This window comes from Sulfitobacter sp. D7 (genome assembly GCF_003611275.1).
GTDB lineage: Bacteria > Pseudomonadota > Alphaproteobacteria > Rhodobacterales > Rhodobacteraceae > Sulfitobacter > Sulfitobacter profundi.
In genome coordinates this window covers 328,672-340,064 of the sequence record NZ_CP020694.1, presented here as the reverse complement: position 1 = coordinate 340,064, position 11,393 = coordinate 328,672, and the positions used below count along the sequence as shown (strand labels likewise).

13 protein-coding genes are annotated in these 11,393 nt (G+C 62.7%); 2 read left to right on the top strand and 11 right to left on the bottom strand.

What is annotated here, in order from left to right:
* Positions 1-30: 30 nt before the first annotated feature.
* Positions 31-660: a DUF1523 family protein gene (locus tag B5M07_RS01610; protein ID WP_120349950.1), complete on the bottom strand. Its 630-nt coding sequence runs from the start codon at positions 658-660 to the stop codon at positions 31-33.
* A 128-nt stretch (positions 661-788) separates the two neighbouring features.
* Positions 789-1,577: an alpha/beta hydrolase gene (locus B5M07_RS01605; RefSeq protein ID WP_120349949.1), complete on the bottom strand. Its 789-nt coding sequence runs from the start codon at positions 1,575-1,577 to the stop codon at positions 789-791.
* Between the two features lie 91 nt (positions 1,578-1,668).
* Here B5M07_RS01605 and B5M07_RS01600 point away from each other — a divergent pair, with 91 nt between their 5' ends.
* Complete coding sequence (locus tag B5M07_RS01600; RefSeq protein WP_120349948.1) at positions 1,669-3,144, top strand: NAD-dependent succinate-semialdehyde dehydrogenase; 1,476 nt, start codon at positions 1,669-1,671, stop codon at positions 3,142-3,144.
* Positions 3,145-3,324: 180 nt separating this feature from the next.
* Here B5M07_RS01600 and B5M07_RS01595 read toward each other — a convergent pair whose 3' ends face one another.
* The 7 genes from B5M07_RS01595 to B5M07_RS01565 all read right to left on the bottom strand — a co-directional run bounded on the left by B5M07_RS01595 (position 3,325) and on the right by B5M07_RS01565 (position 9,900).
* On the bottom strand, positions 3,325-3,879 hold the full coding sequence (locus B5M07_RS01595; protein WP_120349947.1) for a hypothetical protein: 555 nt from the start codon (positions 3,877-3,879) through the stop codon (positions 3,325-3,327).
* Positions 3,880-4,126: 247 nt separating this feature from the next.
* Positions 4,127-4,597: an Hsp20 family protein gene (locus tag B5M07_RS01590; RefSeq protein WP_067631156.1), complete on the bottom strand. Its 471-nt coding sequence runs from the start codon at positions 4,595-4,597 to the stop codon at positions 4,127-4,129.
* 149 nt (positions 4,598-4,746) lie between these two features.
* Positions 4,747-5,577 (bottom strand): trypsin-like serine peptidase, encoded by an 831-nt coding sequence (locus tag B5M07_RS01585; RefSeq protein ID WP_120349946.1) that lies wholly within the window; start codon positions 5,575-5,577, stop codon positions 4,747-4,749.
* A gap of 49 nt (positions 5,578-5,626) precedes the next feature.
* Positions 5,627-6,955, bottom strand: coding sequence for a glycolate oxidase subunit GlcF (gene glcF / locus B5M07_RS01580; RefSeq protein ID WP_120349945.1), 1,329 nt, complete (start codon positions 6,953-6,955; stop codon positions 5,627-5,629).
* A gap of 13 nt (positions 6,956-6,968) precedes the next feature.
* Positions 6,969-7,337 carry a hypothetical protein gene (locus B5M07_RS01575; RefSeq protein ID WP_132444067.1) on the bottom strand — a complete coding sequence of 123 codons (369 nt, stop codon included), beginning with the start codon at positions 7,335-7,337 and terminating at the stop codon, positions 6,969-6,971.
* Positions 7,334-8,452 (bottom strand): FAD-binding protein, encoded by a 1,119-nt coding sequence (locus B5M07_RS01570; RefSeq protein WP_120349943.1) that lies wholly within the window; start codon positions 8,450-8,452, stop codon positions 7,334-7,336. Before B5M07_RS01570 ends, B5M07_RS01575 begins: the two co-directional genes overlap by 4 nt.
* A complete protein-coding gene (locus B5M07_RS01565; RefSeq protein WP_120349942.1) occupies positions 8,449-9,900 on the bottom strand; it encodes an FAD-linked oxidase C-terminal domain-containing protein in 1,452 nt (483 codons plus the stop codon). Before B5M07_RS01565 ends, B5M07_RS01570 begins: the two co-directional genes overlap by 4 nt.
* Positions 9,901-10,085: 185 nt before the next feature.
* On the opposite strand from B5M07_RS01565, the gene B5M07_RS01560 reads away from it, so the two are divergent.
* Entirely contained in the window at positions 10,086-10,442 is a 357-nt protein-coding gene (locus B5M07_RS01560; protein ID WP_120349941.1) for a hypothetical protein, read from the top strand.
* A gap of 11 nt (positions 10,443-10,453) precedes the next feature.
* On the opposite strand, the gene rlmH is transcribed toward B5M07_RS01560, so the two are convergent.
* On the bottom strand, positions 10,454-10,924 hold the full coding sequence (rlmH, locus tag B5M07_RS01555; protein ID WP_120349940.1) for a 23S rRNA (pseudouridine(1915)-N(3))-methyltransferase RlmH: 471 nt from the start codon (positions 10,922-10,924) through the stop codon (positions 10,454-10,456).
* Between the two features lie 23 nt (positions 10,925-10,947).
* Positions 10,948-11,319 (bottom strand): ribosome silencing factor, encoded by a 372-nt coding sequence (gene rsfS, locus B5M07_RS01550; RefSeq protein WP_120349939.1) that lies wholly within the window; start codon positions 11,317-11,319, stop codon positions 10,948-10,950.
* Positions 11,320-11,393 lie beyond the last annotated feature (74 nt).

The window sequence follows — 11,393 nt, the reverse complement described above, 5'->3', positions numbered from 1 at the left end:
CCCGCTCAGCGTTTACAGTTCTTGGTGAGGTTACTTCCGCGCGCGTCGTTCGGCACGCCACCGGGCAAAGCGCCCTCGGCGCGCGGCGAAGTCATCCTCGATCGCCTCGATCCTTGGGTCCAACCGCGCGCGGCGGAACCGCCGCCAGCGCACCCAGATGGCATAGAACAGGGCCGCCACGAGGGTCAGCACGATGATGGTCACAAAGGGGATACCCTTGCTCGCCTCCGGCCCCTCGACCGCGCGGAGCGAGATGGCATTGGGGTAGATCGACAAAAGCTCACTGCGCCAACCGTAATGTTTCAGCGCATAATACTGCGGCGCGCCGGTGGTGCTGCGGGCATCCGCCGCCTCGGCCTGAAGGTTGGCGGTGTCGAATTTGAAATAGGGCGGCCAGCCCCAGCCGGTGTCTTCGTTGCGGTAAACCATGACATCGCCCTTGGCGCGGCGGGTCTGGATGAAAAAGACATCGCGGTTGACCGCTAGCCCGGCACTATCCGTCGCAGAGCCGGCCCAGAAGATCGAACTGTTGCCGAAGTCGATCCGCTTTTCATAGGTGTCCGTGACGCGGACGATATCGGTCTGCGGCAGGGTATAATGGAAGAACGCCGCCACCAGCACCCAGACGGTCACCCAGAACACCCATTTAACGATTCTCATCTTCGGCCCTTTCAATTGCGTCGCGTGGCCGAACAGGGGCCTTTGCCCCTCTGACATAGTGTTTCTGCGGCACTGCGGCAAATGCCTTACGTGCATTAACGCAGGGCATCTGCCGTAAAATTTGGGGCTTAGCTGCCCAATAGCGCTTTGGTCAGGTCGCTGTCCGGCTCAGCCAGCGGGTCGATCACGTCAAAATGGTGCTTGCCCTCGGCCACGACCTGTTTCGCACCCCAACTGCGGGCGAAATTCTCGGCCTGTTCAAGGAAGGCGGGCCGCTCCTGAGCGCCCACCCAGACGGTGACATCAACGCCGTGCGGCGGGGTCATGTTCATCGGGCTTTCGGCCTCGGCCTCGGCCTCGTCCAGCCGCAGGGTGTCGTTCATCTGGGTCTGTAGCAGCGGGGCAAGGTCAGCCACGGGCGAGATTGGCAAGATCCGCGTGATCCGGTCGCGCACCTCGGCCCCGAGCAGCAGGGGGTCGGTCATGCGCGCCACCAAATGCCCGCCCGCCGAATGGCCCGACAGAACGATGGTGCCCTGTGTGCGGTTCGCCACTTCGGTCAGCGCAGCGGCGATCTGCGTGGAGATCTCAGAGATACGCACATCGGGGCAAAGGTCATAAGACGGCATCGCCACGGCATAGCCCCGCGCCAGCGGACCGGCGGCCAGATGCGACCAATAGCTCTTGTCGAAGGCCTTCCAATAGCCGCCATGCACGAAAACCACCGTGCCGCGCGAGACGCCCTCGGGCTGGAAGAAATCGAACTTCTGACGGTCCGAGGGGCCGTAGCGCACATTCAACTGCGCCCGCGCCCCCAATGATGCGCGGAATGCCTCCGCCTCCTTTTCCCAGCGGGGCGGAAAGCCGTCGGCCCCGTCGATATAGGCAGCATTTGCATAGGCGTCATCTAGCATCATTTGGGTCTCCCACCCCGGATTTGATCAAACTGAACTGGACAATCATACTCGTTGTTGCTTTGGAGGCTATAGAGAATAGCGGAGAGATGACATGACTGATGCTAAGACGGATCTGAAATCACTGCTGAAAGACCCCAGCCTGCTTGAAACCCGCGCCTATATCGGTGGCCAATGGGTCGACGGTGAAGACGGCACCTTTGACGTGACCAATCCCGCGCGGGGCGATGTCATCGCACAGGTCGCCGACCTCAGCCGTGCACAGGTCGCGGGTGCGATTGCCCAAGCCGAAAAGGCGCAAAAAGACTGGGCCAGCTGGACCGGCAAGGAACGCGCCGCAGTGATGCGCAAATGGTTCGACCTGATGATGGAGAACCAAGACGATCTGGGCACCATCCTCACCGCCGAACAGGGCAAACCGCTGGCCGAAGCCAAGGGCGAGATCGCCTATGGCGCCTCCTTCATCGAGTTCTTCGGTGAAGAAGCCAAGCGCGTCTACGGCGAGATGATCCCCGGCCACCAGCGCGACAAGCGCATTATGGTGATGAAGCAGCCCATCGGCGTTGCCGCTTCGATCACGCCGTGGAACTTCCCCAATGCGATGATCACCCGCAAGGCGGCCCCCGCGTTGGCGGCGGGCTGTTCCTTCGTGGCGCGCCCGGCGGCTGAGACTCCGCTCTCGGCCATCGTCATGGGTGTGCTGGCCGAACGTGCGGGCATTCCGGCGGGCGTGTTCAACGTGCTGCCGTCGTCATCGTCGTCTGCCGTGGGCAAGGAGTTCTGCGAGAACCCCGCCGTGCGCAAGCTGACCTTCACCGGCTCCACCGAAGTTGGGCGCATCCTGCTGAAGCAGGCTGCCGATCAGGTGATGAAATGCTCCATGGAACTGGGCGGCAACGCGCCGTTCATCGTCTTTGACGACGCCGATCTTGATGCCGCCGTCGAAGGCGCGATCATGTGCAAGTTCCGCAACAATGGCCAGACCTGCGTCTGCGCCAACCGGATCTATGTGCAGGCGGGCGTCTATGACGAATTCGCGGCCAAGCTGAAGGACCGGGTGAGCAAGATGAAGGTCGGCGACGGCCTCGAGGAAGGCACTGACCTTGGCCCGCTCATCAACCCCGAAGCCTCGGACAAGGTGCGCGAGCACATCAAGGATGCGGTCGATAACGGGGCCGAAATCATTCTGGGCAATGCTAAGGACGACATGGGCGGCAACTTCTTCGGCCCGACCATCGTGACCGGCGTGACGCAGGACATGAAGGTCGCCAAGGAAGAGACATTCGGCCCCCTCGCGCCGCTGTTCAAGTTCGACAATGTGGACGACGTGATCGCCATGGCGAACGACACGATCTTTGGCCTTGCCTCCTACTTCTATGCCAAAGACCTCAGCCGTGTGTACAAGGTCGCCGAGGCGCTGGAATATGGCATCGTCGGCGTGAACACTGGCATCATCTCGACCGAGCTTGCACCCTTCGGCGGGGTCAAGCAATCCGGCCTTGGCCGCGAAGGCAGCCACCACGGGATCGAAGACTACCTTGAGATGAAATACGTCTGCCTGTCGGTCTAAAACTTAAAGACCAGCTGAAACGATCTAGGGCCGCCGGGATCACCCCGCGCGGCCCTTTCTTCACAGTGAAAGTCAGGTGTGAGGTAACGGCCCCGCCCCCCGGCACATAAAAAAGCCGACAGCACTTTCGTGCTGCCGGCCTCCGGGCGGGGGAGAGAAACGCCCTGGGAGTGACCCGTCTTAGTTGGTCCGGGTCTGCGCCGCGCTGCCCGCATTCACTTGCTGGGTCAGGGCTGCGGCGAATTCTTCGCCTGTCATGCCGATGACAAGTTGGCCTTCGGCGTCAACATCTTGGTCGATCTGCACGACTGCGCGGTCGCTATCGGCAGCGAAATCATTGGCCAGATCGATGGAATAGCGCACAGAGCCATCGGCCTGTGGTTCCGCATTGGAAATCGTGCCAATGACAGTGTCGTCCGACGCGACGGCCACGGTGCTGCCATCCAGCGCGATATCGACATCCGTGTCGCTCTCGCTCGGCATGGTCTCAGCGACCCGGTCTTCGACGTTCAGATCGGTGTCGGCCGAGATGGCGCTATCGGCGCCCGCCGCGACATCAGCACCGGTCGCAGTGTCGGCCATATCGGCGCCTACACCGGCGTTTGCTTCGGCATTCACATCAGCGCCAACGCCGACATCGGCGGTCTGAGCCTGTGCAGCAATCGGGGCGGCCAAAAGCGCCGTGACAGCCGTGGTCAGGGTCAGCTTGCGTAGGGAATTTGCATAGTTAGTCATGGTTCTTCCTTTCATTGCGCGTGCGGTACTCTGCACGCTGTTGCCCGAGCACGCCTGCCCGGTCCCCCACTCAACCCGACAGCTTTCGCATGGTTTCCCCCGCCCTGCTGCGCAGCAGAAAGCCGCCGTTTTCGCGCCCCACCTTCGGCAGATATTCTCCCACGAAGGGGCCCCCTCAAGCGCCGTTGCCAACAAAAAAAGGCCCGCTGGATAGCGGGCCTTCATAAAGCTCGGCATGGAACCGTGCTTAGTTCACGGATTTGGCGTCAACCACGTCCTTGTCGATCGACTTCACCTCGGAAGAGATGGCGATCTGACGTGGTTTCAGGGCCTCAGGCACCTGACGCTCAAGCTCGATATGCAGCATGCCGTTGGCATGGGCCGCGCCGATCACCTGAACGTGGTCCGCCAAATGGAAGCGGCGTTCAAAGGCGCGGGTGGCGATGCCACGGTGCAGGTAGGACTTGGCCTCATCCTCATCAGCCTTGCGGGCCGAAACGATCAGCGCCTTCTCACGGACTTCGACGCTCAGGTCGCTGTCGGAGAAACCAGCCACGGCGATCGAGATGCGGTAGGCATCGTTATCAAGCTTTTCGATATTATACGGGGGATAGCTGGGGGTGGCCCCATCATTTGTCAGAACCCGGTCCATCATGTTGGCGATCTGGTCAAAACCAACGCTGGAGCGGTAAAGGGGTGCGAAATCAAAACTACGCATGTGTTCATCCTCATCAGTGAGCGATTGACATATCGGGCCTTCCACCATTGGACAGACCCGGTTTTTCAAGCGCCGAAGCCCTATAGAGGCACTTCGGCAAAGCTCATGTGGGAAGGGTTTTGCGCGCTTTCAAGTCTTGGGCCACAGATTTACGGGCGGATGAATTTCGCCCCGGTGCCACGCTCTTCTCCGACCCGGATGCGTTTGCCTGCCGGGTTGGAATCCAGAAACACACCTTTGCCCGCCACCAGTTCCGCTTGCAGCAACGCCAAGGGCGCGCCCAGAGCGGTGCCAAGGGATACCTGCGTGCCCTCGACCTCGGCCTTGGCCGAAACGACTGAGACGATATGCGCCTCACCTGCGACAATGCTAAAGATCGGCGCGCCGCTGGAGCCGAAATCGACCGCGCAGGAGGTCACCAGAACCCCTTCCTGCTGGGCCAGCACCTTGCAGACCTCTTGCAGGGACGGCGCCTCGGCCCGGTCGCGGGCATAGCTGACCACGCCCACGCTGTCGCCGGGACGGGGGCGCGCGGCGGTGCCAAAGGGCCGGATCGTCGTGTTGCGGATGGGGCGGGAGAGTTCCAAGAGCGCCAGATCGTTGCGCACCCGGCCCGAGGAGACCTCACCATCATAGACGTAGTCGGGGTGCACCACGGCGCGGCGGATATCGCGGTAGGCACCGGCGCGGCCATTGCGCCAACCGGCAAGGAATTGCACCTCGCCATGGTCGATCCGGGCCTTGGTTTCGCGGTCAAACAGGCAATGCGCGGCGGTCAGCACCAGACGCGGAGCGATCAACGTGCCGGTGCAAAACCCGGTGCCGCCGATGTCGAGACGGCCCACGGCCTCCCAAGCGGCGGCGTCCACACCGTTGTCGAGCGCCTTGAGCGCGCTGTCTTGGGCCAGCGCCGCCGTGGCGAGGGTAAATACGCCGAGAATAGCCGCCAACAATTGTCGCAAAATGCACCTCAAAACCATGTCCACTTTGGCGGATATAGGGGAGTTGCGGCGAAAATACGGCGTAGGCTTAACGCAAACGCGGCACCTGCGCGGGCGCATCGGGATCACGGCTGAGCGCGGGCGGTTTTGGCCCACCGCAGGCCCAATCGAGCAGTTCGACGCTATGCACCACAGGCACCCCGGTGCCCGATCCGATCTGCATCATGCAGCCGATGTTGCCCGCCGCGATGACGTCTGGGGATTTCGCCTCTAGCGTCTTGATCTTGCGTTCTTTCAGCTTTGCCGAAATCTCGGGCTGCATCAGGTTATAGGTGCCCGCCGAGCCGCAGCAGAGGTGACTGTCCGCCGGTTCTACCACCGTAAATCCCGCCTGTTTTAGCAGCGTCTTCGGCGTGGCCTTGATCTGTTGCCCATGTTGCAGCGAACAGGCCGCGTGATAGGCGACGACCATGCCCTGCTCAGCCGGTTCGACAAAGGGCAGGTCCAACTCCGCGAGCAGCTCCGTCACATCCTTTGCCAAGGCCGAGACCCGCGCGGCATCCTCTGCCAGCGGGTCATTGCGGAACATATGGCCGTAGTCCTTGACCGTGGTGCCGCAGCCCGAGGTGTTGATCACGATGGCATCCAGCCCCTCGCCATCCATCTCAGCACGCCATGCCCGGATATTGCGTGCGGCATGGGCGTGGCTTTCATCGGTCTTGCCCATGTGATGGGTCAGCGCGCCGCAACAGCCCGCGCCTTCGGCCACCACCACCTCGCAACCCGCGCGGGTCAGTAACCGGATCGTGGCGTCATTAATATCGGTGTTCAGGGCCTTTTGCGCGCAGCCGGTCATCAGGGCCACACGCCGCAGCGGTTTGCCCTTTGCCGGGAAGCTTTGCGGATCGTCATTGCGGCTGACCGGAGGGATCGTTTTTGGCGCCATCTCAAGCATTGCGCGCAGCCGGGCGTCGGGCATCAGCCGCGCGAAAGGCCGCCCGATCTTGGCCCCCAATAGCGCCAGTCGAAAGCGTGTCGGATAGGGCAGGATCCGCGCCAGCATCCAGCGCAGCGCGCGTTCGCCTAGGGGCCGTTTATACCGTTCCTCGATATAGCTGCGGGCGTGATCGACCAGATGCATGTAATGCACGCCCGAGGGGCAGGTCGTCATACAGGCAAGGCAGGACAGGCAGCGGTCGATGTGCTGGACCGTCTTTGGGTCAGGATCACGGTCATTCTCAAGCATGTCCTTGATCAGGTAAATACGCCCGCGCGGGCTGTCCAACTCATCGCCCAAGACCTGATAGGTCGGGCAGGTCGCCGTGCAGAAACCGCAGTGCACACAGGCGCGCAGAATGTCGTTGCTGCGCTGCGTGTCAGGATCCTGCAATTGCTCGGGGGTAAAGGTGGTTTGCATGGATGCTCCGTTACTATGTGCTGCGCATCAGATTGGCGAGGACAAGGCCGAACCAAGGAACCGTCGTGCCTACGGCCCCCAAAACCCCGCTCCACCGGCGCATGGCGGGGCGCGGATCGGCGCGGCGCAGTGCTTGGACCACCAGCGCGATCACCCCGATCCAAGCGGCCCAGAGGGTGAGGGCGATGACCCCCAGCAACCACGGGCTGTCGCTCCAATAGCGCAGCAGTCCATAACGCAGGCCGGTGGCGAATAAAAAGGCGGCCAAGACCATCGCCCCCAAGGTGCGGACGGCCCGCAGGGAAGGCGGCACGGCGATCAACGCCTTAAACAGAAACGGGCCGATCAGAAAAACGATGAGAAAGACCAGCATCAATGTCATGGGGTCAGCGCCAAGGCTTCGGCGTTGAAGATGCCGCGCGGGTCGAACTTGGCCCTCAGCCCCGCCGTCAACCGCGCCACGCCCGGCGCTTCGGGTTCCTGCCGGGGCAGCAGAGTCTGCGCCGCGCTTTCGGCCCGCAATAGGGTCGCGTGACCGTCATACCGCCCCAACCGCGCGCGCAGGTCGGTGCCGGGCGCCATGCGCAGCCAGATCAGCCCCCCGGCCCAGTCATAAAGATGTGCCTCGGCCCCGGCTTTTGCCGCCAGCGCGGGGGCCTCGGTCGGGCGGCAGTGCACCCGCCAGACATCCCCCGCCGCCCCATGAAAGGCCGCAACATCGCGCAAATCGCGCCAGAGGGTCGCGGAGGGCTCTGCGTCCAGCACCTCAAGCTCGGCCCCCGTTGCGGCCAGCAAATCCTTCAGCCGCCCCGTCCGGTAGGAGACCGAGGTCTCAAACCCCTCCAACCGCAGAAACGACCGCCCCTGCGCCGGATCATGTGCCGCGCCGGTAACCTCAAAGGGGCTGCGCATGGCCAGCGCCATGGCGGCGATGGCAGCGGCGTCGTCCAGCCCCGAAAGCACGAGCGTTGCGCTGGTTTCCGGGGTGGGCAGCACCTTTAGCGACACCTCGGTCACGGCCCCCAAGGTTCCGCGCGACCCGGCCATCAGCTTGACCAGATCATAGCCGGTGACGTTCTTCATCACCCGGCCCCCGTTTTTGATAACGCTCCCCTGCCCATCGACAAAGCGCACGCCCAGAAGGAAATCCCGCGCTGCGCCGATGGCAAGCCGCCGCGGGCCGCTTACGTTGGCCGCAAAGATCCCGCCGATGGTCGGCGTGCCGCTGCGGCCCATAAGCGCGCGGTGGTCCATCGGTTCAAAGGCCAGCCGCTGCCCTTCGGCGGCCAATGTCGTCTCAATCTCGGAGACTGGCGTCCCCGCCTGCGCCACCAGCGTCAGCGCGCCCGGCTCATAGAGGCTGATGCCCCGCAATCCGGCAAGCGACAGGTCCGCCCCCGGCCCGGCCATGCCGCGCGTATTGCCACCCCGCAGGGACAAGGGCGCCTGCGCGGATCGGATCGCCTCGACCACTTCTGCTTCAGTCGTTACCGTCACGCGGCCACCGATGCGCCGCTGCCGCGCCGCCCTTCCGTGACATCCAAAGGAAAGACCTTGGCCGGGTTCAACAGCCACGCCGGATCAAACACGTCTTTCACAGCCAACTGCGCCTCCAGATCCGCCGGGGCATATTGCACATGCATCAGATCGCGCTTTTCGATGCCGACGCCATGCTCTCCGGTCAGACAGCCGCCCGCCTCAACACAAAGCCGCAGGATATCCGCGCCGAAGGCTTCGCATTTTTCCAGATCGCCGGGTTTGTTGGCATCAAACAGAATCAGCGGGTGCATATTGCCGTCGCCTGCGTGAAAGACGTTGCCGACTTTAAGGCCATAGCTGTCCGACATCTCGCCAATGCGCCGTAGCACCATCGGCAGCTCGTTCACCGGGATCGTGCCATCCAGACACATGTAGTCGTTGATCTGCCCCATCGCACCGAAGGCCGATTTGCGCCCCAGCCAGATCGCCGCGCTTTCTTCGGCGCTGGTGCTTTCGCGCAGTTCCACCGGGTTGTGGCGGCGGGCGATCTCGGTGATCAGGGCAAGCTGGTGATCGATCTCGGCGTCGGAGCCTTCGACCTCGACGATCAGCAGCGCCTCGCACATCGGGTAGCCTGCATGGGCGAAAGCCTCCGTTGCCTCGATACAGGGGCGGTCCATGAATTCGATCGCCACCGGCAGCACCCCGGCCTTGATGATGTCGCTGACACAGGCCCCCGCCACGGCGTTATCGTCAAAGCCCATCAGCACGGGCCGCGCGCCTTCGGGCTTGGGCAGAATCCGCAGCGTTGCCTCTGTCACCACGCCCAGCTGACCTTCGGAGCCGCAGACCAGCCCCAGAAGGTCCAGCCCGCCTGCATCCATATAGCCCCCACCGATTTCAACCACGTCGCCATCCATCATCACCATCGTGACGCCCAGCAGGTTGTTCGTGGTGACCCCGTATTTCAGACAATGCGCCCCGCCTGAATTCATCGCGATATTGCCCGCGATGGCGCAGGCCAACTGGCTGGAAGGGTCTGGCGCGTAGAAGAAGCCATCCTCCTCTACCGCGCCGGTCACGCTGAGATTGGTGCGCCCGGTCTGCACCCGCATCAGGCGGTTGTCATAATCGACCTCAAGCACCTCGGCCATCCGTGCCACACCCAGCACCACACTATCCGCCGTCGGCAGCGCGCCCCCTGCGAGCGAGGTGCCCGACCCGCGCGGCACGACCGGAACGCCTTCCTCATGGCAGATGCGCAGAACGGTCGAGACTTCTTCGGTATTGGCAGGCAGGGTCACGGCAAGGGGCGGACATTTATAGGCGGTCAGCGCGTCGCATTCATAGGCGCGGGTCTCATGCACATCGTCGATCACGGTATTCTCTGGCAGGGCCGCGCGCAGCCGTGCAACGACACGCGCCTTGCGCGCAATGATCCCGGCGTCGGGTGTTGGCATCTGCATGGCGATCCTCCTCTTACCGTGCAGCATAGGCCTTGCGCTGCGGGTTTGGCCAGTTTGCCGCGCGGATTGTGCAATTGCACCACTAATTCGCAGCATCACGGCGAATTGCGTGAGACCGACATCTGCTCACCTTGGAACCGCCGCCAGATGCGCTATATTCAGTCTGTTATTTTAGGTGGTCTTACATGTTCAAACGCAGCCTCATCCTCGCCTCGCTGGCTTTTGCCACACCGGCTTTGGCCGACCCGCCATCTATTGTGAATGTCACGGTTGAGCAGCTTGGTGACCTCTGGAAATTTGATGTCACCATTCGCCATGACGACAGCGGATGGGACCACTACGCCGATGCTTGGCGCGTTCTTGATCCCGATGGGGAGCCTCTGGGCACGCGCAATCTGGCCCACCCTCATATCAAAGAGCAGCCGTTCACCCGGTCACTGTCCGGTGTGCGTATCCCTGATGGGGTGGCTGAGGTGAGCATCCAAGCGCGCGACAGTTTGGATGGCTGGTCTTCCGAGGTTGTCACGATCCCGCTGCCCTAACCGAGATCCCCTCAGACCCGGTGGTAAGGCCCGCCCGATAGAATCGCCGCCGCGCGGTAGAGCTGTTCGGCCAGCATGACCCGCACCAGCATATGCGGCCAGACCATCTTGCCAAAAGACAGCGCATGATCCGCCTGCGCGCGCAGGCTGGGGTCGATGCCATCCGCACCGCCTATAACAAAGGCCAAATCACCCCGCCCGGCATCACGCCAAGTGCCAAGCCGTTCAGCAAAAGCAGGGGAGGTTTCGACTTTGCCGCGCTCATCCAACACGCAAATCACCGCACCTTGCGGAATCGCGCGTTGCAACAGGACGGCCTCGGCAGCCATGCCGCCGCCCTTTTTATCTTCCATCTCGACCACACGCGCAGGACCAAGGCCCAGCCCGCGCCCGGTCCGGTCGAACCGGGTGAGATAATCATCGACAAGAGTTTTTTCGGGACCGGCGCGAAGCCGGCCCATGGCGCAGAGATGTACCCGCATGGCTTAGTCCCGCAAAAGCAGGATCAGTGCGGCATGACCGCAGCCGCGTCTTCGCCGCCCAGCCACATCTTTTCGAGCTGGTAGAACTCACGCACTTCGGGGCGGAAGACATGCACAACAACGTCGCCTGTGTCGATCAAGACCCAGTCGCCGGTTTCGCGGCCTTCCATCTTGGACGTACGCCCGGTGGCGTCTTTGACGGCCTGCGCCAGCTTTTCCGCGATCGCCGAAACTTGCCGCGAGGAGCGGCCCGAGCAGATCACCATATAGTCGCCGATGGCCGTTTTGCCGCGCAGATCGATCTGCACGATGTCTTCGGCCTTGTCGTCATTCAGCGAGGAAAGGATAAGCGCCAGCAGGTCGTCGCTGGTTGCGATTTGCGAGGCGGCAGTCATTGCGGCCCCATGGTCAGCAGCCTGCGCTGCGTCAACGTTAAGAGACAGGACATTGTCCTCCTTCGTAATGCACC

What these genes read in the sequence shown, in the direction of transcription:
- B5M07_RS01610 (WP_120349950.1), bottom strand. Translation starts at nt 660, where the DNA reads ATGAGAATCGTTAAATGGGTGTTCTGGGTGACCGTCTGGGTGCTGGTG.
- B5M07_RS01605 (WP_120349949.1), bottom strand. Translation starts at nt 1,577, where the DNA reads ATGATGCTAGATGACGCCTATGCAAATGCTGCCTATATCGACGGGGCC.
- B5M07_RS01600 (WP_120349948.1), top strand. Translation starts at nt 1,669, where the DNA reads ATGACTGATGCTAAGACGGATCTGAAATCACTGCTGAAAGACCCCAGC.
- B5M07_RS01595 (WP_120349947.1), bottom strand. Translation starts at nt 3,879, where the DNA reads ATGACTAACTATGCAAATTCCCTACGCAAGCTGACCCTGACCACGGCT.
- B5M07_RS01590 (WP_067631156.1), bottom strand. Translation starts at nt 4,597, where the DNA reads ATGCGTAGTTTTGATTTCGCACCCCTTTACCGCTCCAGCGTTGGTTTT.
- B5M07_RS01585 (WP_120349946.1), bottom strand. Translation starts at nt 5,577, where the DNA reads ATGGTTTTGAGGTGCATTTTGCGACAATTGTTGGCGGCTATTCTCGGC.
- glcF (WP_120349945.1), bottom strand. Translation starts at nt 6,955, where the DNA reads ATGCAAACCACCTTTACCCCCGAGCAATTGCAGGATCCTGACACGCAG.
- B5M07_RS01575 (WP_132444067.1), bottom strand. Translation starts at nt 7,337, where the DNA reads ATGACATTGATGCTGGTCTTTCTCATCGTTTTTCTGATCGGCCCGTTT.
- B5M07_RS01565 (WP_120349942.1), bottom strand. Translation starts at nt 9,900, where the DNA reads ATGCAGATGCCAACACCCGACGCCGGGATCATTGCGCGCAAGGCGCGT.
- B5M07_RS01560 (WP_120349941.1), top strand. Translation starts at nt 10,086, where the DNA reads ATGTTCAAACGCAGCCTCATCCTCGCCTCGCTGGCTTTTGCCACACCG.
- rlmH (WP_120349940.1), bottom strand. Translation starts at nt 10,924, where the DNA reads ATGCGGGTACATCTCTGCGCCATGGGCCGGCTTCGCGCCGGTCCCGAA.
- rsfS (WP_120349939.1), bottom strand. Translation starts at nt 11,319, where the DNA reads ATGACTGCCGCCTCGCAAATCGCAACCAGCGACGACCTGCTGGCGCTT.